Below are 18,019 nucleotides of genomic sequence, written 5' to 3'. Positions count from 1 at the left end.
TACGTCGCCGACCCCCGCCGCCAGGAGCAGCTGTTCGGCCCCGTCCCCACGGCCGAAGACGCCCTCGCCCGGTACACCGACGAGCTGCGCACCGCGCGGCACCGGTGACGGGCCCGCCGCCCGGGCAGGGGCCAAGCGATGGGTGGAGAAACCGCTGTGACAGATCACCACACGTTCCTACCGCATCCGGAATGGGAGCTGCCCGGTGGCTTTGTTCACGAGAACCTCTCGTGAACAAAGCCATGCCCGGCCCGGCTGCAGCCGGGCTTCACCTGAACTGGCGATACCACGACACCTGTTGCACCTGTTACTGAGGTTGAACTCGTGGTTGTCGTAAGGGCTGACGGCTGGCCGTCGGCCGCGGTATCACCGGAGGCATGCGGTATCCACAAGGGGGCGGGCTGACCGCCGAACGGCAGCAGTTTCGTGAGGAGTTACGGCTCCAGGCGGCGGAACGGTTCGCTCGGGGTGAGGCGAGCTCGGTGATCGCCAAGGACCTGCAGGTGAGCGTCCGTTCGGTGCAGCGGTGGCGGGCGGACGTGGGACGAGGGCGGTCCCCGGGCGCTGCGGTCGCAGGGGGCCGGCATCGTTTCCGAGGCTGAGCGAAAAGCAGTTCGCGCAGTTGGAAGCGGAGCTGGCCAAGGGGCCGGCCGCGCATGGCTGGGAGGATCAGCGGTGGACGCTGGCGCGGGTCAAAACGGTGATCGGCCGGCGCTTCCACCTGACCTACACGATCCAGCGCGTGCGGAAACTCCTGGTCCGCAACGGCTGGTCCTGCCAGGTTCCAACCCGACGCGCTGTCGAGCGGGACGATGACGCGGTCGCCGGGTGGGTCAAGGAGGTGTGGCACTGCGCGGAAGACTCGCGGCGGCTCGTGGAGCCTGGCTCGTCTTCGAGGACGAAGCCGGATTCTCCATGACGCCGCCGCAGGCGAAGACCTGGTCACAACCCGGACACACACCGGTGGTGCGGGTCCGCGGCCGTTCCCGCAGACGGATATCCATTGCCGCACCGACCTGCTACAAACCCGGCCACCGCTCAAGGCTGATCTACCGGCCACGCAGAGACGACGGCCGACGCGACGGGCGCAAAAGCTTCTCCTGACGCGACTACCGGGACCTGCTGATTGCCGCCCACCAGCAGCTCGGCGGCCCGATCGTCCTGGTCTGGGACAACCTCAACGTTCACAAAGCCGCCGACCTGCGGCAGTGGGCGGCAGCCCGGGAGTGGCTGACCATCTACACCTGCCGCCCTACGCACCCGACCTCAACCCCGTCGAAGGCATCTGGTCTCTCCTGCGACGCGGATGGCTCTCCAACGTCGCCTTCAGTACCCCCGAACACCTCGACCAGCGCATCCGACGCGGCTTACGCCTCATCCAGTACCGCAGTCACCTCATAGACGGCTGCCTCGCCGAGACCGGCCTGACCATCGGACCCGCCTGATCAGCGACACGACACCACGAGTTCAACCTCAAGTAGAGGAGTTCGAGAGGCCGATGGAGAAGCAGCCGACCGAAGTCCGTGCGGCCCGAGGGGCCCCTCAGGCCGCCATCAGCGCCGCCAGGGCGCGGTCCATTGCGGCGTTGAACTCTTCCGGCGTCAGCGGCAGACGGGACTTGACGTCCCGACTCCACTGGTCGGCGAGGACCTCGGCGGAGCCCGCCTCGACACCGTCGAGCGCCGCGTCGGCCAGGTCCGACGGAGCGATCTTGTCCACGGGCCAGCCCGCCGCCATGTCGGTGTCGGCCAGGCCGAGGTGTACCGCTGTGACGAGCGTGCCCTGCTCGGCGAGCTCCAGGCGGACGCCGTTGGTCATGGCCCAGGCGGCGGCCTTGGTCAGGTGGTAGGCATTGGCGCCCTTGCCCCCGAACCACGACATGGCGGAGAGGACGTTGACGATCGCGCCCCCGCCGTTCCTGGCGAGCGACGGAGCGAACTCCCGGATCATTCCCAGGTGGCCGAACATGTTGGTCTCCAGCTCGTGCCGCACCGCGTCCAGCGAACCGGTCACCAGGTCGGTACCCGTACTGATTCCCGCGTTGTTGATGAGTAGCGAGACGTCCGGGGCGGCCGCGGCGGCGGCCCTCACGGATGCGGGATCGGCGATGTCGAGGGGCAGCACCTCGACCCCGGGCAGGTCCACGGTCTCCGGTCGGCGGGCCGTCGCGTAGACCTTGCGGGCGCCCCGTTCTAGCAGGCGCTGGGCGAAGGCGCGGCCCAGGCCGCGGTTGGCTCCGGTGACAAGGGCGACGGAGTTGTTGATATCCATGGCCGGTACGCTAAAACCTGACGCTAGCGTCAGAGGCAAGTGCTGGTCGTCAGAGCCAGAGGTGAGAGGAATCACCATGACTGTCACAGTGGCCGCAGCCGAGCGGTTGATCCGCATCGGCGAGGTGGCACGAGGTGCCGGCGTCTCAGTGCGCGCCGTGCGCTACTACGAGCAGCAAGGGCTGCTCATCGCGGAGCGCAGCCCGTCCGGCCAGCGCCTGTACCGGCAGGACGCCATCCCCCTGGTCCGCTTCTTCCAGGAGATGTTCGCCGCCGGCCTCACCAGCCGAAGGATCACCGAACTCCTGCCGTGCTGGGACTCCGGGCACACCGACGCCGATCAACGAGCCATGCTGCGAGCCGAGCGCGAGCGCATCCAGGCCAAGATCGACGACCTGCAGGCCGCCCTGGACCACCTCGACGAGGTCATCGCGATCACGGACACGCACCCGTAGGCGCGGTCGGCCAGACGTCTCATCAGCGATCTAACCTCGCTGTCTTGGTTGGGGCGATGAGGAGTCGTTGAGGGGGAACTGTTGTCGGGCGGCCGACGCGATTTTCGGTGTTCGGCAGGGCGGAGACCAGCGCGGTGGTCTGGTTCTCCAGGGTCTTTCCGGTCGTAGGCTGTCACGGTTTGCCGGTCAGCTGGCAGGACGGTGTGGTGCGGCCATGCGATGGAAGGCCTTGACCCCTGATGTCGGACACACGAGACACTGGATCCTGAGGATCTGAGAACGGACATCTCGTGGTCATGAAGAACTATCCGCCGCAGTCCAAGGCGGACGCGGTCGCGCTGTACCAGTCGCGGCCCGAGGCAACGATCAGGTCGGTTGCCGCCGATCTGGGGATCAAGAACTGCTGACGTTCGGCGGTCAGCCCGCCCCCTTGTGGATACCGCGTGCCTCCGGTGATACCGCGGCCGACGGCCAGCCGTCAGCCCCTACGACACCACGACTTCAACCTCAGTAGTAGGCGTTTTTTGATCCCTGGCCGTGAGATGCGTGCGCCTGGATGATCTGATCTGTGGGAGCTGGCGGGACGGCTCGGCGGTACTGCCGGGAGTGTGGTGATCCGCTGCCGCAGACGATGGCGGCGGAGGCAGTGTTCTGCTCGGGTCGGTGCAGGTCACGGCAGTGGCGGAGGCTTCAGCGGACCCGGCAGCGGATGGCCGCGATGCAGCGGGGAGAGCGGGCGGAGTGCCCGGTGTGCGGGCGGTCGTGGACGGTGGGGGCGGAGCGGTAGCCTTCGCGAGGTGCTTCCACCAGCGTTCTGAAAGACTGCACACCATGATCTTGGTTGTCGAGGGTCCGAGCGCGGCCGGAAAGTCAACTCATTGCGCCCAATTTGCATCTGGGCAAGTGGTCCCTGAACTGCCAGGCGGCATGCCCTCTGCAGACTGGTCCCTGGACGAGACGAGCGTGTTCTGGACCGAGCGCAACGTGACCCGCTGGACACACGCCTGTGAACTCGAGGCCGAGCACGAGCTGGCCGTCTGCGACACCGACCCCCTGAAGCTGCATTACAGCTGGTGCTTGGCACGCGCCAGGCTCACATCGGCCGATGACTTCGAATCGCAACTACCCCTCGCGCGGAGCGCGATCGAGACGCGGCGACTGGGTCTCGCCGATCTGATCGCCTGCCAGATCCCTTCCCCTGACACCCTGCGTCGTCAGAAGGAGCACGACACCACACGCAGCCGCAGAAACTTCGACGTCAACGCCCACCTGGCTGGCCCACTACGCGAGTGGTACGAAGCACTCGACGATACAGACCCGGGCCGGGTGGTGTGGACCTGGAGCACCGAGCCATCTCTGATCCGACGGCAACGGTATGACCGCGATTTGTTCGATGCCTGGATGAAGCGACTGCCTGCCCTATCTGCATGACCCGCGCCGCGGAAGCGCAAGACCCTCTGTCTGATCTCCCTTCAGGGAACGAAAACAGGCACTCAACCCCGTACAGCGGCCGACCGGATGCGGCCCAAGTGCTGCGCCGCCTCGTGCTTGTCGTACGGCTCGACGCCCCGCTGCCGTCCGGAATGGGATGTGCCGCGTCACCGAGTAGTGCGATCACCGGTGGGGCGGCGGCGGGCGCGGAGCCGGTGGACACCCTCCACGGCGTAGGCGGCGGCCACGAGCGCGAAGCCGACGAAGGTGAGCCAGAACCAGGATTCCGCCACCATGAGACTCAGCAGCAGGCCGCCGAAGAGCAACAGGGAGCCGACGACGTCCAGTAGGTCAAGGCGCGCCTTGAAACGCACCGCGGAGTCGGATCCGCGCAGTCGGCGGATGACGGGAACGAGGCCGAGGGCCTGCAAGACGGCCAGACCGAGAGCGATCCAGACGAACCAGCCGGGTATGTCCACAGCGCGCACTGTATCGCTCCCTCGAGACCCTCGGCTTCGGTCGGTGCACAACAGTCTCGCGCATGCGCAGTTTTCTCCCTGATGGTATGCGCAATGCTGTGACCTGCTGTGACCTGCTGTGACCTGCTGTGGTCGGATGCATGGTCGGGGCTGCGATGCGCATGGTGTGACGCCTGGCTTTATCGGTTTCTAATGCTCTGTCTGCAAAGGTTCACCGCCTTGGTTGGCACGTCTAGCTTGCTCCCATGAACGATCACAGTGTTTTCTCACGGTTTCACGTCGGTGGACACGCAGCCCCGGCCTGCCGAGTGGGTTCAGGTCCTGGACCGGTTGAGTGCGGAGTCGTTCTACGCTGCTTGCAAGCAGCGATTGTAAGAGTCTCTGCGTGCCGAGGCCGGCGGACTGTTCCTTGAGGTCGGAGCGGGTACCGGGGACGCCGCCGTGGCCCTGCGCTCGCGCTGTGGGGCCGAGGTCGTCGCGGTCGACAGCTCCTTGACGATGATCGCGCAGGCACGAGACCGAGGACTGCCGCAGGCCGCTGTTGCGGACGGGCACCGGCTGCCGTTCGTGGCAGGTCAGTTCGACGGCGCATGGGCTGACCGGGTCCTGCAGCACGTCGTCGAACCGGCCCAGGTGCTGGATGAGTTGCTGCGGGTGATCCGCCCCGGCGGCCGGGTCGCGTTGGCAGACCCGGACTACGACAGCCAGGTACTCGACATCGACGACCAGGAGCTTGCCCGCCGGGTGCTGCGCTTCCGAGCCGACGCGGGCCTACGCAACGGCACGCTGGCCCACCGGCACGCCGGACTGCTCGCCTGCCCGCGGCCTCCACGACATCACGGTGGAAGCCCGGACTCTGGTCGTGCGCGACCCGTCGGCGGCCGACAATGTCATGGGCCTGCGCATGTGGGCACACGCCGCCGCAGCCCGGGGCTACCTCGACCCCCTGGACGCGGACCGGTTCATGGCCCAATTCGACGATGCCGTGCGCGCAGGTCGCTTTACATACGCCGTCACGTTTTTCCTCACTGCCGGCACGCTGCCCTTGTCAGGCTAATGGCCAGCGGGTGAGCGCAGCATGCCCGCATCAGGCAATAGCGGCGAGTGGGCGTCCGCCCCAGCGGATTCCCTTCTCGCTTCGAATGCGGGCGGGTTCCTTGCGTTCGGCGGCCAGGACATCGCGGTGGCGGGCGTTGGCGTTGCGCCAACGGGGACCGCGCCGTCGCCGACAGCCCTCGACCGCAGCCCACCGCGCCGACGCACACCCATCAGCCCGGCGCTCAGCCCGCGTCGGGCCGGACCACAGGAGGAGTCGCATGAGCACCCCGGAAGAACTCAGCCTCGAGGACGTCGTCGCTCGCGCCCGCGAAGCATATAAGGAGCTGGCCGCCGTGCTTGATGAGCCGCCGCCGTGGGAGTCGATCCGGAAGCGGCCCCGGAAGCCGAAGTCGAAGGCGGAGAAGAAGCAGAGCTGCGCAAGCAGCCTAGGCGGCTCCAGGACGCCGGACGCCGCCGCTTCGCCGCCGGACAGTCGCGCCGGCCCCGGTCCCGGCAGAACCGCATCGGCAACGCGGCCGCGCGCCGTGACGCCCGTGCCCTGTGCACCAAGTCAGTTCTCGCGGGCCGGACTGCGCCCGGTTGCGAGGCGTTTCTGCCCCTCGGGCATGGGCAGGACCGCCAGTGCGGTGTCTGCAATGTTCCGCAGCGTCTCCGGGTCCAGGCCGGCTTTGCCTACCGCCTCGATACCGCGGACCACCGTCAGCAGCAGTGCCGCCAACCGCTCCGGATCCGCAGTGCTATCGATGTCGCCGTGGCGCTGGGCGGCGCTGATCTCCGTCCGCAGCAGGGCCAGCAGTGCCGTCATAGTCTCGGTCGACCGTCCGGCGACCGTCGGATCGTGCTGGGACAGTTCCGCCGCGCCCTTGGCCAACAGGCACCCGCGGCGCTCGGTGTCGGAGGCGGTGTTCTCCGCCATCAGGTGTACGTATCCCGACAGCCGGGCCAAGGCCTCTGCATCCGGGCCACCTGCCAGCCGCCCTTCGGCCACCTCGACGACTGCGGTGCACCAGTCGCCAAACACGCGGTGGAACAGCTTGCCCTTGTCGCCGAATGCGCCGTACAGGCTGCCCTTGCCCAGGCCGGTCGCCTGGGCGATGTCGTCCATCCGGGTTCCTGCATAGCCGGTCGCCCAGAACTGTTCCCGGGCCCGCTCCAGGACTCGGCGTTCGTCGAATGCGCGTGGTCTCGGCATGGTCTCACTCTACTCATTCTTGACTCGATCGTCCATTACTGCCTACGTTATGGACGATCCATTCCACAACTGAAGGGGTTCGACATGCCAGGCGTGCTGCACGAGAAGGTGGCCGTGATCACCGGCGGGACCAGCGGGATCGGGCTGGCCATCGCCCGCCGCTTCGTCCGGGAGGGCGCACGGGTCTTCGTAACCGGCCGGGACCTCGACCGCCTCGAAGCGGCAGTCAAGGAGATGGGCCCTGCGGCCACCGGCGTACGATCCGACGTCTCGGTCCTGGCCGACCTGGACGCGCTCTACGCGCGAGTCCGCGAGGAGGCCGGACGCATCGACGTGCTGGTGGCCAACGCGGGAATCGTCGCGGACGCCGCGCTCGGCGCCCACACCGAGGCGAACGTCGACCTGACGCTCGCCGTCAACGTCAAGGGCCCACTCTTCACCGTTCAGAAGGCGCTTCCGCTGCTGGCGGAGAACGCCTCCATCCTGGTCGTCGGCTCGAGCAACAGCGTGCGGCCCAATGAGCAACTCGAGGTCTACAGCGCCTCGAAGGCGGCGGTGAGCAACCTCGTGCACAACTGGGCCCGGCAGTCACGGGAGCGCCGATTCCGGGTCAACGTGCTCAGCCCGGGACCCACGCGGACCCCTGGCCTGCTGGGCGCCGCGGGGCCGGACGTCGACCAGTTCGCCGAGGCCGTCGTGCCTCTGGGGCGGCTGGCCGACGCCGAGGAAATCGCCGAGGCCGCTCTCTTCCTGGCTTCGGACGCCTCGTCGTTCGTCACCGGCGCCGAACTCTTCGCCGACGGCGGCTACACCCGGGCCTGAACGACGGCCGGTGGTGCGCATCCGGTTCCCGCGAAGCGATGGGGCGCACTCCCGGCCGCGCGTGTGCGTCGTACGAGGCCAGTGCGCCCGAAGCAACGAGATCGTGGCCGCGGCCTCTTGGGGTGACGTCGGCCGCCACCCCGACTGCCGCTCCGGCAACGCCAACCTCCGCTGGATGCTCATCCATCTCGTTGAGGAGACCGGACGGCACGCGGGGCACGCGGACATCGTGAGGGAGCTGCTTGACGGGGCGAAGGGTACTACTAGCTCTCTCCGGTGGGTCGCGACCGGAGCCAAAGTCGGATCGAGGCAACGGTGACGGTGCCGTAGAAGACGTAGGCGCGTTTGTCGAACCTCGTCGCCACAGCCCGGAAGCTCTTGAGGGTATTGATCGTCCGCTCCACCTCGTTCCTGCGTTTGTAGATCGTCCTGTCGAAGCCAGCGGGCCGACCGCCCCTGCTGCCTTTGTGCTGTCGATTGGCCCGCTGATTCTTCGGTTGGATGATCGTGTGCTTGATCTGGCGTCGCCGCAGGTAGCGGCGGTTGCGGCGGCCGCCCCGTGAGCGTCCCAGGCCCTCATCGGGGCGGTGCTGCAGGGGCGTGTGTCTTTTCCCGGAAGCCGCGGGGATTTCTTACGTGGTCCCGCGGCGTGTTGGTGGGCCCGGCAGGTGGTGGAGTCCACGCTCGCCATGGACCAGTCGATGCGGCCTTCCGCGTCAGCATCGGCGGGGACAGCCATGAAGAGATTGTCCCATGAGCCATCCGCTGACCGTATGGGGCCGCCAGCCACACTTCGGCTGAGCCCCTCGCATTGCCGTCAACACCCCTGCAGTAGGGGTGCTTTGACGCTAAACCAGATGTTGTGCCGACTCCGCGTGGGGTGGCGGAAGCCGGGCCACACGCTAATTGAGAGCTGAGGCAGGCCCAAGGCAACTCGGCATATATGCCTATCATCTCGGCGTCGCTCGAATCCTGGTTCTGGAGCACTTTTGGTGCTGGACTGACGGAGGTCACCGTTGGCGACATATTGAACTGTCCGAATGCCTCAGCCATTGCGGACCCATGAGGTGAACTCGTCGGCGAGGCCGGGCGGGTTGGCGGCCTCGGTCTGCCGGGCGATCGCCTCGTAGTACTCCAGCTCGTGGACGATCACTGGCACTGTTCGACCGACAGATCTTTCGATGACGCCGGTCGTATGGAGGGTTCGGGCGAGCTGGCAGCAGGTCTGGTTGAACCGGGCCTCGATCTGCGTGGCGAGTGGCCCGATGGCTGAATCCCAGTCGGCGGGGTCGGTTGGCTCGTCGTACCAGAGTCCGAGGCCGCTGATCCACTCCTGGCGAGCTGTGGCCCCGGCGGGGTCGCTGGTCAGGTCGCCGACCACAGTCAGCTCGTTCTGGATCCAGAAAGCGTAGTTCCAACGGGCTTCTGCCTGGTCAGAGGCGTCCTGGATGCTGCGTCGGGCCTGAGTTTCAGTGTTGTAGCCGATCGTCAAGGTCGGCTGACGGGGGTTGTCGTCCTCGTTGTCGATGAGGAAGGAGACAGCGTAGATGTCGCCTGCGTCGGCGGCCGGGATGGATGCGAGGGCCCTCTCGACGAGATGTTGGAGGTGATCGTTGAACGTCATGGTCGGCAAGGTCCTGTCGGTCGGGGTCATGAGTCCCACTGGTCGCAGTACTCGATGTGGATCTCGCGCGCGTCGCCGAGGATGCCGTCGTTGGAGTGGAGCTCGGTGCAGAAGTGCGGGTAGCTCGGATGGACGGGGACGTATCCGGGGCCGTTTCGGGCGACGTCGAGGAAGTGCCGGGCGGTGTCCCTGAACACCTTCGCGCTGCCGGTCATGAATAGGGTCTCGGCGTGGAGATGTTGGTGAAACAGATCCCGGTTCTCCTGGTAGTGCCGTGCCTCGTGATCAATCACGGCTTCGTCGGTGTGTTTTGCGGCGGACAGCGTCACGGTCTGCGGACGCCCTGGGCCGAGCCGTCCTCGTACTTCCTTCCAGCGTGAGGGTGCGAACTGGAGCGAGTGGTGCAGCAGCACGAGATCAAGCTGCCGTGTGCCGTCTTCCGGCAGCTCGCGTGAGGGGCCACGGTTCCCCCGCATCGGTAGGTGGACAAGCGAGCGCGGTGAAGATGCAGCGAGCTTCCATAGCCCACCGATTCGCTGGGCGGCGTCCTGATCGAGGTAGGTGTCCAGGTGCCGATCGTGGTCGATGAGCACTGCGTGGACCAGTGGCCGGGCGGGTCGGATGACCTTGAACTCCGTGGATCCGAGACGTGCTTGGTGGATGGTGATGGGTAGCTTCATTGGTTCTCCGGGACACGGCGGCGGACATCGGCGGCGTAAGAGGCCCAGTCGCCGCCTGATGCCTTCTGCCATTGGACGGCGACTTGGTTGTGGACGCCGAGGACCCTGGTGAGGATGGCGGCGGGAAGTTCGGCGGCGAGGGTGAACAGTGCGGTGGGGCGGTCCTGCCGGGGCCGAATCCCGATCTTGTGGAGACGCATCAGCGCCGAGCTGCTCAACGAGTCGTTCATCGTGTGAGCGCAGGCTTTGGAGGACGGCTACAAGGGGGCGGAAGCTGGTGCTGGCGACCATGTCAGTGGGGTCCTCTCCGGGCTCCAGGCATACCGGCACGATGATGCGGGCGACCTTGGTGGAGCCGTCGCGGTTCAACCTGAGTGCGCGGCCGATGTTCTGCACGATCTCGGCCTGTGAGCCGCGGGTGTCGGCGAAGCAAATGGCCTCCACCCAGCGCTCGTCGGTAATGTCGACGCCTTCCCCGAGCACGCGAACGCTCGCCAGGAAGGTCCGGTGCACGCGCCGGTTGGTGGCGTCGATGCAGCCTGCGAACTGCCGCAGGACCTCGCGTCGTTCGGTGACGAGGTGGTCGCCGCACAGCCATGCCGACCACACGCGGTCCGGCGGTACGTGGCGGCCGGTCTCCAGCTCGTAGAAGGCCGCGTCGATCGAGGACGCGGGGAGCCGGTTCGCGGCCGCCAGGTCGTCGTTGGAGGCGTCGTTGACGTACAGCTGCGCGGCCGTCTGCGGCATTTTCTCCGCGAAAGCGGCGGTTTCCTCCACCTTCTGATGGAAGGTCATGACGGTGCGCAGGTTGTACGCCGCCGCGTGCTCCAGCAGGGCGGTCCTCAGCAGGGCCAGGCGCCGGCCCCGCTGAGCCTCCTCCGATTCCCCGAGGACGGGGGAGGGGTCGCGGATCTCCAGCACGTCGATCTCGAAGCCGGCGAGGATGCCCCGCTCGATGCTCTCGCTCGGCCCGAGCTTGGCCAGCCACGGGCCGTAGGTATCCGAGTCCTGGCCCATGGTCGCGATCTCCGCCTCCTGGCCGTCCGCGCCCTTCTGCGGCCGGGGCGCGGCGAGGATGCGCGGGGTCGCGGTCAGGTACGGCCGGAAGTCCGCGGGGATGCGGACTGTCGTGGATCGCCGCCCAGGGCCTGCCAAGATCCCCCGAGGTATCGTGGGCGTCATCCACGAGGTGAGCGAAAAACCGTCCATCTGCTGTCCGCACAGGCGTTCCCCTCCCGCCAGAGCGGCCTCCAGCGGCCCGCGAACGCGTCCCTGGCCCGTCGGGTCGTCGAAGTCCTCGCGGTCCACTAGGGAGGCGTACGTGGCGAACACGACCATGGGCCCGGACCCTGCCCACAGGGCGAGTTGGATCGGGTTGGTGGTGGTGCGAACCCCCAGCCTGTTCAGCACAGGGTCGTTCTCCAGCGGGCACACCGCGACCATGGGGGAGCGGTGGCTCACCAGGCGCCACGCCTGGGCGGTTTGCGCGAGTAGGTCCAGGGTCGGCACGGTCACGAGGATTCGCCCGCCCGGGAAGTACTCGAGCGCGCGCGGCCGCGGTGATCGTCTTGCCTGGTCCGGTCGCTGACACGATTGTGCCCGGTGCCCCCTGTGGGGGTACTGATGACCTTGCAGGGAATCCGGCCTACTTGCGGAAACTGGCCTTCTGGTCGACCTGGTGTTTCTTGAGCTGGATCGCAGGCATTTCCTTGCTTCCCGTTGATGCCCTATTGCGGCGGTTATTCAGACGACTGTGTGCGGGCGTGAGTACGCGGCTGGGTCGTCCCAGATCGACGCATTGGTGAGGTGCCGGCAGGCTTTCCGTCCTTCCGGGACGGCTTGTCGTCGTAGTGCCCGGCCTCGCGGGTGCAGAGGGTGGCGTCATCGGTGGACAGCTCCATCGTCCGCGCCGTGCACAGACCGCCGGCCTCGCCCAGCGCCTCCAGCATTCGCCGCTGAGTGGTGTTCGGGTGCGTGCGCGGCAGCACCGTCTCGTACGCCTCAAGGAGTAGCAGCCCGGCGCGCTCACGCTGCCTCAGATCCACGACATGAACGGCTGGTCCAGAGCCCCGGCCGACCGGCCGCTGCGTCGCAACCAGTCCAGGAAGCTGAGGCCGGTGCGCTACCGTCCGGCTGTATGAAGAGAAGTGGGGTGGGGTCCCGTCTGGCCGTTGCCGTGGCCGCTTCGGGGTTGTTGCTGGTGGGGTTGCCCGGGCTGTACTTCGTGACCATGTACGGCTGCGGTGAGCGTGAGGACCGGCTGGCCGAGGTGATGGCCGGCGCGGCGGTGCTGGATATGGCGCCTGAGGGGGCGGAACCGGAGGGCAGGTACCGGGACTGCGACGACGACGATCGCTTCGTGGCCGTCGGGACGCGGTATCGGTACGGCGCGTCCGCGCAGAGTGCCCTGGGCCACTACGAGAAGGCCGCCCGGGCGGACGGCTGGCGGCCGGCGACCACGGCCAAGGGCGGGACGACGGCGGGTTGTTACACCAAGCCGATGGGCGGGACGACCGCCTACCTGGGGGTGCAGGGCCCGGACGAGGGACTGCTGCACGTGGAGATCGTCGCGGACAGCGCGGGTTCGCAGTGGTGTTGAGGGACTGGCCCGGAAGGAAGCAGCGAGTCCCGCCAGTGAGCCCTCTCCGGAACATGGGTAGTCCTTGCACTTCCGGGGTGCCGGTCGCCCAGGGGGTGCCGTGCCCGGCAGGGTGACCGGCTGAGGACGCCTCGCGGTTCAGGCGGCCGGGGGATCAGCAGTACGACCTTGATGCCCCCGCATGTCGGTCGCGGAGTTCGACCAGCAGATCGCGATGATGCCGGTCTCGATCGACCAGGCGCTGAAAGGCGTGACGATGAAGTGGAACATCGGGTCGACGTGCTCGTCGTGTGTGACGTCTAGCGTGAAGTGGACGGACGGGCAGAACAACAATGCCGGATCGGCCGCGTACTGGGATGTGGACGACGGTCCGCCGTACGGTGACCGATGGGGCCGGGTCACGACGCAGTGGAACGGCACGGGCAAGGGAGACCATCGACTGCGGCTGGTCGGGGACCGCGACCGTGGACGCCAGCAGCACCGTCCTCGCGACGGCGAACTTCGGAACCTCCGGAAAGAGGCGAGGTGAAGGAGCTTGCGCCGCGCTGCGACGACTTCGTCGGCGGCTCTGCGCCGGGCTGTGTGCTGTCGTTCTTCAAGCCGACCTGGACGGTGGACACCAACCTGTACCCGGCCGCTAAGGGGGACTACTGGTATGTGCAGCAGGTGATGCCTGATCACGCCGGATCGAAGCGGTGGGACTCGCTGATGTACTACCTGGGCCCGGACACCCCGGTGAAGACCAGCTCCGGCGGTACGTGGACGTCAGACAACAGCCGTAATGTCGTGTGTGGTAAGAGCTCCTCCTGGAGCGTGCACCCATCCGATGCTTCGGTGGGGACGGCCGACTGTGACGAGTACGCGATGGCCTCGACGCACGAGTCAGGCGGCTACCCGGGGACCACGGCGAAGCCGAACCAGTTGGGGGACGGTTCGGCGAACTTCGGCCTCCACGCGGACACCCGCACGGCGACGATGGGGCCGGGTGGTACGGAGCGGTGCGGGCGTGCAGCATCCCGCGCGTGCAGAACCAGATGGCGTTCAACTGGTTCCCGGCCCCGGCGTGGCGGATGCTGGGGACGGGACGGGTTTTCGTGACTCTTCCGGGATTCGAGCACTGCACGTCAACTGCGACTACCTGCACGTGGCGCAAGATCGGCTGTCCTAGTCTGAACGCCAGCAGATGAAGGAGGAAGGAGGCCAGTCGTCGGGGCTGGCCCTCCTCTTTTCGTACGTAGTCAGCCGGTCAGGGGCTGCCACCGGTCTTCCTGTGCGGGGTCGATACTGCTGAGCCACACCAGCGTCCCACCGATCAGGCCGGGCTCATCCCGTGTGGCCAGGGCGGGGATTCGAGCATGTCGGCAGCCTCTTCCAGGTAGGTGACCAACGTGTCCCGTACTTCGCCGGGGCCTTCGTTGTAGCGGGACCAGCGGCCCAGGTAGCCACTCGCAGCGTCCAGGTACAGGCCCGAGGTGCTGTCAGCCGGGCCCAAGGCAACAACCGGAATCCACGTTGCCTTCCACACGGTAAGCCGGTCGTCTTCCAACCGGTCGGCGTTGAGGCCGTCCTCGCGGGCCTGGGCGTCCGTCATCAGCCGGTAGAAGTCCGCCACGGCATTGAGGGGCATCAGAGCCATGTTGCCCGGAAGGCATCCCCAGCCATCACCCCCGTCGTCGCCCGCCGTCAGCAGCCACAGGACGTGCAGCTCGAGGGGTAGCTGAATGCCGAGGTCTTCTTCCAGAGCGGCGATGGCGGCGGGACTGGCACCGGCGCGGAGTGCAGCGTATGAGTCAGGGGCGTTGTGCTTGAGCCTGCCGGTGATGCGCCGCCAGGCATCGGCGACCTCCCGGACGGTGACCGCGGCGGTGGCAGGGTCGGCAGGGTGGTCCAAGTCTGCGCCCTGCTCCTGCTCTTGGTCATGGGCGTCCGGGGAGGGCTCGGTGGAGGCGACCGCCCTCAGAAACCGGATCTCGATCCGGTCCGGCTCGCGGATGTAACCGACGGACAGGTCGGGGCAGTCCTCGAACATGTCGCCGTCAACTGTCACAGTCAGGATGCCGGGCAGATTCGAGGGCCGGCCCATGTTGGGGTCGTCGGCCAGCTGGCCGGCCAGGGCCTTCAGCGCATAGGAAACGCCCGCCCCTAACTGGGCGGCGATGTCGCGTACGTCCGGCTGAATTTCGACCTTCACAGCCTGTTGGCTCCTTGCTCGTCGGATGGAGGACGGTGCCCCTCACACAGTAGGCTGGCTGTGACGTTGTTCAGTGGCCCCGGCAGGACGCCTTGCAGCGGCCCCGGTTGGTGAAGATCTCGTGTCTCCTGGACGTCTTCACGTGGCCCCGGGGATCGGCCTGCGCCGGGACCACTTGAGCGGGCGTTTTCGGCCTCTATTTCCCAGGTTTTCGGTGTGCCTGAGTCTTTGGTCGTAGGTCGGAGGTCGGTGGTCAAGTGATCGGCGGCATCGGAAGATTCGAGATGTGGAATCTCCTCGTTTTGATGTCGACGCTTTCCTGCAGCAGCCACTCACTGCTCGCATCGCGACGAGCGGGCCGACGGTGCGTCCTGTCTGGTTCCTCTGGGAAGAGGGAGCCTTCTGGACTTTGACAGGCCCGTGGGCCCGGTTGTTCGACCGAGTGAAGGATGACCCGAGCGTTGCCCTCGTGGTGGACGAATGCGATCTCGTGACGGGTCGCGTCCGGCAAGTGATCGCTCGAGGCCGCGCCGAGCTGGTGCCTTTCGACGTGGCGAGAGGGCGGCGGAAGCTGACCCGCTATCTGGGAGCCGACGAAGCTCTGTGGGACGCGCGCTTCGTGCACTACCTGCACGATGATCCGGGCGAACGAGGCACCATGTGGCTGCGTCTGGTGCCTGCCTCGCTCACCGCGCAGGATCTCAGTTACTCCGTGGCGCCGTGACGGTGTACTTCGTTGCGTCGTTCTTCTGGGCCTTGGTGCGGGCGAGGCGGTAGGACTCGGTTCCTGTCTCGATGATGGTGGCGTTGAACGTGAGGCGGTCCACGATCGCCGCGCAGAGCCGTGGGTCGGTGAAGGTCCGGTTCCAGCCGGTGAACGCCTCGTTGGAGGCGATCGCGATGCTGTTCTTCTCCTCACGCTCAGTGAGACCTGGAAGAGCATCTCCGCGCCGCGGCGGTCTGGTTCGAGGGAGGCGAGTTCGTCGACTTCGAGTGGGTCGACGGGTCCGTAGCGGGCGATGGTCTTGCCCGGCTGCTTGTCGTCTGCCGCCTCGACCAGCTCGTTCACCAAGGCTGCGGCTGTGGTGTAGCGGACGCGGTAGCCGGCCAAGGCGGCCGCAGTGCCCAGCGTGATCAACAGGTGCGACTTGCCGGTGCCCGAGTCTCCGATCAGACACAGCGGGTGATCCACTCGCAGGTGGCGAGATTGTGGATGACCGCCGGATCGACGCGAGGGCCAACGCTGTAGTCGAACTCCCCCGCAGGGACTTCTCGCGAGGGAAGTGAGCTGCCTGGATGCGTCGCTCGGCCCGGCGCCGGTTCCGGTCCTCGCACTCGGCCATCAGTAACTCGGCGAGAAAACCCGCGGAGGACAGGCCCTCGCGTTCGGCCCGGAAGGATGGTGTCGGCGGCCTGGACCCGCATGGTGGGCAGCTGCGGCCGCAGCTGCAGCTGCAGCCGCAGCAGGCGGCAGGCGGTATCGATCGCCGCGTCGGATGCCTGTGCGGTCAGTGCGTGATGGGCGGTGGTCATGACGGGTCCTTCCGGCGAAGCTGCAACAACTCGTCCCACTGCTCCAGTCGGGGCAGGGGACGCTGGTCGGCGGGCGAAGCACGGGCGAGGAGAGGCGGAGTCAAGGGAGTCACCTGGGCCGGGTCCAGATCCAACGGCTCCGGTGCGGGGGTGCAATCCTCGAACGAAGGAACCCGCCGAACGCGGAAGAGCTTGTGAAAGCGGCTTGACACGACATAGCAGCCTCGGAGGGCACCTGCGCCACGCCCGGTTGCTCTCCAGAACAAGGAACCAGACGGCTCCTCGGCGGCCCGGTACGGCTCGAGGCAACTGTGTCAGCCCTCCCGCTCTACGCTTTGCCCGTGACTTCTGAGATGCGGGACCGGTTAAGTCCCTTCCGTGACAGGGCGATCGCGCGGGGCGTACCCGCCGGCGACGTAGAGCGGTGGCTGGCCACCGCCCGCCCCTGCGTGACGCTGGCGCGGGACGGGGGCGGGCCGGTCGTGGGTCAATTCGGTGGTCCGCTGCTGCTTCCGGCCGATACCCCGGACCCCGCTCACCCCTTCGTCGCCTCCATCGACCTCGCGGCCCTGCCCGCCGACGGGACGGACCTGCCCCTGCCTCCCGACGGCCGCCTACTGCTCTTCGCCTTCCCCGAGACCGCCGACGACTGCGAAACCATGGGCAGCGTGGTGTACGTCCCCGCCGGCACGGCCGTGAAGGAACGGGACAGGAACGCCTGGAACTCCTTCGACTTCGGGGATGACGAGGCGATGTTCGAGGCGTTCCCCCAGGGTCCGCTGCGAGCGATGGCCAACGTGTCGCTGCCCTACCACCACGCGGTCGAACTGCTCGGTAAGCCGGGGAGTGGTCCGCTTCCCGGGCATCCTTGCTCCGAGGAACTCGTCGCGGTCTGGGCGAGCACCCATGACGACATCGCCCCCGAGGGGCCGTTGCAGATCGGGGGGTACGCCGATGAGGAGGCCGTCTACACCGACCCGGTCGCCGTTGCCGTGTCCAGGGCCATGAGAGCGGCGGAAGCGGGCCGGTGGGACGGACCGGTGTCGGATGACGTCCTGGACTGGGTGCTCCTGGCCGACTGGCATGCCGGCATGGACGTGCAGGGCTGGGAGAGTTCCACTGTCCACTGGGTGATCCAGCGGGAGGACCTGGCAGAGCGACGCTTCGACCGCGCGTTCACCTCGGTGTTCTGGAACCCCTGACTTGTGCCTGGGGATCGCGGCCGTCCGCGCGGCGACGGCGGGCAGATGATGTCCGCCGCCGCTCTGCTGTGCGCACAGGTTGGCGGACCACGGAAAACCGCCCCGACTGCCGGTCGTTGCACACCTCGCGAGAACCATGTCTGACATCTGGGAGGAGCGCAAGCTGCCACAGGTCCATCTCGGCGACGGTGATTATCTGTGGCGGGTCTCGGTGTTCATCCTGAATGCCGCACTGGTTCCCACGCGGCGCACTCCGCTCCTCACCTCTGCAGTGATTGCGTCTGAGTAATTTATCAAGTCAGGTACTTGCACTTGATGTTAAGTGAGGGACTCCCTAACGTTCCCGGCATGAACCTCACCGTCCTCGCGGCCTCCGGCCAGACCGGCATCGCTCTCACCCGACAGGCGCTGCGGCGTGGTCACACCGTGACCGCCATCGCGCGTGATCCAGGGCGGATCGCCCTGCCCGACTCCCCGAACCT

General features: G+C 67.2%; 16 protein-coding genes and 8 pseudogenes. 14 read left to right on the top strand and 10 right to left on the bottom strand.

What is annotated here, in order from left to right; translation table 11 throughout:
* The first annotated feature begins 377 nt into the window (after window positions 1-377).
* Both ACFWWR_RS45970 and ACFWWR_RS45965 read left to right on the top strand, forming a co-directional pair.
* Window positions 378-919: pseudogene (locus ACFWWR_RS45970) on the top strand (winged helix-turn-helix domain-containing protein).
* Window positions 916-1,445, top strand: a pseudogene (locus tag ACFWWR_RS45965) (transposase). The pseudogenes ACFWWR_RS45970 and ACFWWR_RS45965 overlap by 4 nt, the downstream one beginning before the upstream one ends.
* A 97-nt stretch (window positions 1,446-1,542) precedes the next feature.
* Here the strand turns inward: ACFWWR_RS45965 and ACFWWR_RS45960 are convergent.
* A complete protein-coding gene (locus ACFWWR_RS45960; protein ID WP_383878276.1) occupies window positions 1,543-2,271 on the bottom strand; it encodes an SDR family oxidoreductase in 729 nt (242 codons plus the stop codon).
* Between the two features lie 76 nt (window positions 2,272-2,347).
* Here ACFWWR_RS45960 and ACFWWR_RS45955 point away from each other — a divergent pair, with 76 nt between their 5' ends.
* Complete coding sequence (locus ACFWWR_RS45955; protein WP_384310283.1) at window positions 2,348-2,725, top strand: MerR family DNA-binding transcriptional regulator; 378 nt, start codon at window positions 2,348-2,350, stop codon at window positions 2,723-2,725.
* Between the two features lie 963 nt (window positions 2,726-3,688).
* Window positions 3,689-4,156 carry a hypothetical protein gene (locus ACFWWR_RS45950; protein WP_383878272.1) on the top strand — a complete coding sequence of 156 codons (468 nt, stop codon included), beginning with the start codon at window positions 3,689-3,691 and terminating at the stop codon, window positions 4,154-4,156.
* A gap of 167 nt (window positions 4,157-4,323) precedes the next feature.
* Here ACFWWR_RS45950 and ACFWWR_RS45945 read toward each other — a convergent pair whose 3' ends face one another.
* Window positions 4,324-4,635 carry a hypothetical protein gene (locus ACFWWR_RS45945; protein WP_383878270.1) on the bottom strand — a complete coding sequence of 104 codons (312 nt, stop codon included), beginning with the start codon at window positions 4,633-4,635 and terminating at the stop codon, window positions 4,324-4,326.
* A 441-nt stretch (window positions 4,636-5,076) separates the two neighbouring features.
* On the opposite strand from ACFWWR_RS45945, the pseudogene ACFWWR_RS45940 reads away from it, so the two are divergent.
* Both ACFWWR_RS45940 and ACFWWR_RS45935 read left to right on the top strand, forming a co-directional pair.
* Window positions 5,077-5,307: pseudogene (locus ACFWWR_RS45940) on the top strand (class I SAM-dependent methyltransferase); the annotation flags it as partial.
* A gap of 169 nt (window positions 5,308-5,476) precedes the next feature.
* Window positions 5,477-5,692 (top strand): hypothetical protein, encoded by a 216-nt coding sequence (locus ACFWWR_RS45935; protein ID WP_384310288.1) that lies wholly within the window; start codon window positions 5,477-5,479, stop codon window positions 5,690-5,692.
* Window positions 5,693-5,722: 30 nt separating this feature from the next.
* On the opposite strand, the pseudogene ACFWWR_RS45930 reads toward ACFWWR_RS45935, so the two are convergent.
* Both ACFWWR_RS45930 and ACFWWR_RS45925 read right to left on the bottom strand, forming a co-directional pair.
* A pseudogene (locus ACFWWR_RS45930) lies at window positions 5,723-5,845 on the bottom strand (IS630 family transposase); the annotation flags it as partial.
* 399 nt (window positions 5,846-6,244) lie between these two features.
* Window positions 6,245-6,886, bottom strand: a complete 642-nt coding sequence (locus tag ACFWWR_RS45925; protein WP_384310281.1) for a TetR/AcrR family transcriptional regulator — start codon at window positions 6,884-6,886, stop codon at window positions 6,245-6,247.
* Between the two features lie 84 nt (window positions 6,887-6,970).
* Here ACFWWR_RS45925 and ACFWWR_RS45920 point away from each other — a divergent pair, with 84 nt between their 5' ends.
* On the top strand, window positions 6,971-7,708 hold the full coding sequence (locus tag ACFWWR_RS45920) for an SDR family NAD(P)-dependent oxidoreductase (RefSeq protein WP_383877837.1): 738 nt from the start codon (window positions 6,971-6,973) through the stop codon (window positions 7,706-7,708).
* 79 nt (window positions 7,709-7,787) lie between these two features.
* Window positions 7,788-8,027 (top strand): annotated as a pseudogene (locus ACFWWR_RS45915) (DUF664 domain-containing protein); the annotation flags it as partial.
* Here ACFWWR_RS45915 and ACFWWR_RS45910 read toward each other — a convergent pair.
* From ACFWWR_RS45910 to ACFWWR_RS45895, 4 genes and pseudogenes are all read right to left on the bottom strand, one after another.
* Window positions 7,972-8,477 (bottom strand): annotated as a pseudogene (locus ACFWWR_RS45910) (IS5/IS1182 family transposase); the annotation flags it as partial. The pseudogenes ACFWWR_RS45915 and ACFWWR_RS45910 sit on opposite strands and share 56 nt — an antisense overlap.
* A 276-nt stretch (window positions 8,478-8,753) precedes the next feature.
* A complete protein-coding gene (locus ACFWWR_RS45905) occupies window positions 8,754-9,362 on the bottom strand; it encodes a hypothetical protein (RefSeq protein WP_383877835.1) in 609 nt (202 codons plus the stop codon).
* Window positions 9,363-10,207: 845 nt separating this feature from the next.
* A pseudogene (locus tag ACFWWR_RS45900) lies at window positions 10,208-11,717 on the bottom strand (DEAD/DEAH box helicase family protein); the annotation flags it as partial.
* A 34-nt stretch (window positions 11,718-11,751) separates the two neighbouring features.
* Entirely contained in the window at window positions 11,752-12,057 is a 306-nt protein-coding gene (locus ACFWWR_RS45895; protein WP_383877841.1) for a hypothetical protein, read from the bottom strand.
* A gap of 92 nt (window positions 12,058-12,149) precedes the next feature.
* Between ACFWWR_RS45895 and ACFWWR_RS45890 the strand changes: the two genes are divergently transcribed.
* The 3 genes from ACFWWR_RS45890 (at window position 12,150) to ACFWWR_RS45880 (ending at window position 13,709) form a co-directional block, all read left to right on the top strand.
* Window positions 12,150-12,611, top strand: coding sequence for a hypothetical protein (locus tag ACFWWR_RS45890; protein WP_383877834.1), 462 nt, complete (start codon window positions 12,150-12,152; stop codon window positions 12,609-12,611).
* Between the two features lie 181 nt (window positions 12,612-12,792).
* Window positions 12,793-13,140 (top strand): hypothetical protein, encoded by a 348-nt coding sequence (locus tag ACFWWR_RS45885; protein WP_384310278.1) that lies wholly within the window; start codon window positions 12,793-12,795, stop codon window positions 13,138-13,140.
* Window positions 13,137-13,709, top strand: coding sequence for a hypothetical protein (locus ACFWWR_RS45880; RefSeq protein ID WP_384310275.1), 573 nt, complete (start codon window positions 13,137-13,139; stop codon window positions 13,707-13,709). Before ACFWWR_RS45885 ends, ACFWWR_RS45880 begins: the two co-directional genes overlap by 4 nt.
* Before the next feature lie 214 nt (window positions 13,710-13,923).
* Here ACFWWR_RS45880 and ACFWWR_RS45875 read toward each other — a convergent pair whose 3' ends face one another.
* Window positions 13,924-14,802 (bottom strand): SMI1/KNR4 family protein, encoded by an 879-nt coding sequence (locus ACFWWR_RS45875; protein ID WP_384310272.1) that lies wholly within the window; start codon window positions 14,800-14,802, stop codon window positions 13,924-13,926.
* A gap of 286 nt (window positions 14,803-15,088) precedes the next feature.
* On the opposite strand from ACFWWR_RS45875, the gene ACFWWR_RS45870 reads away from it, so the two are divergent.
* Entirely contained in the window at window positions 15,089-15,526 is a 438-nt protein-coding gene (locus ACFWWR_RS45870) for a pyridoxamine 5'-phosphate oxidase family protein (protein ID WP_384310270.1), read from the top strand.
* On the opposite strand, the pseudogene istB reads toward ACFWWR_RS45870, so the two are convergent.
* A pseudogene (gene istB, locus ACFWWR_RS45865) lies at window positions 15,504-16,335 on the bottom strand (IS21-like element helper ATPase IstB). The gene ACFWWR_RS45870 and the pseudogene istB sit on opposite strands and share 23 nt — an antisense overlap.
* A 341-nt stretch (window positions 16,336-16,676) precedes the next feature.
* Between istB and ACFWWR_RS45860 the strand changes: the two are divergent.
* Together ACFWWR_RS45860 and ACFWWR_RS45855 are read left to right on the top strand one after the other, a co-directional pair.
* Complete coding sequence (locus tag ACFWWR_RS45860) at window positions 16,677-17,537, top strand: DUF1963 domain-containing protein (protein WP_384310267.1); 861 nt, start codon at window positions 16,677-16,679, stop codon at window positions 17,535-17,537.
* A 315-nt stretch (window positions 17,538-17,852) separates the two neighbouring features.
* Window positions 17,853-18,019: NAD(P)H-binding protein (locus ACFWWR_RS45855; RefSeq protein ID WP_384310286.1), on the top strand; the 167-nt coding region annotated here is incomplete at its 3' end.

This window comes from Streptomyces sp. NPDC058678, from assembly GCF_042714835.1.
Classification (GTDB): domain Bacteria; phylum Actinomycetota; class Actinomycetes; order Streptomycetales; family Streptomycetaceae; genus Streptomyces.
The sequence above is the reverse complement of the archived record's forward strand: the minus strand, read 5'-3'. Positions and strand labels throughout refer to the sequence as shown.

Bases quoted from the DNA above. Each gene is read 5' to 3' on its own strand.
- ACFWWR_RS45890 (WP_383877834.1), top strand. From the start codon at position 12,150: ATGAAGAGAAGTGGGGTGGGGTCCCGTCTGGCCGTTGCCGTGGCCGCT.
- ACFWWR_RS45920 (WP_383877837.1), top strand. From the start codon at position 6,971: ATGCCAGGCGTGCTGCACGAGAAGGTGGCCGTGATCACCGGCGGGACC.
- ACFWWR_RS45960 (WP_383878276.1), bottom strand. From the start codon at position 2,271: ATGGATATCAACAACTCCGTCGCCCTTGTCACCGGAGCCAACCGCGGC.
- ACFWWR_RS45955 (WP_384310283.1), top strand. From the start codon at position 2,348: ATGACTGTCACAGTGGCCGCAGCCGAGCGGTTGATCCGCATCGGCGAG.
- ACFWWR_RS45905 (WP_383877835.1), bottom strand. From the start codon at position 9,362: ATGACCCCGACCGACAGGACCTTGCCGACCATGACGTTCAACGATCAC.
- ACFWWR_RS45885 (WP_384310278.1), top strand. From the start codon at position 12,793: ATGTCGGTCGCGGAGTTCGACCAGCAGATCGCGATGATGCCGGTCTCG.
- ACFWWR_RS45925 (WP_384310281.1), bottom strand. From the start codon at position 6,886: ATGCCGAGACCACGCGCATTCGACGAACGCCGAGTCCTGGAGCGGGCC.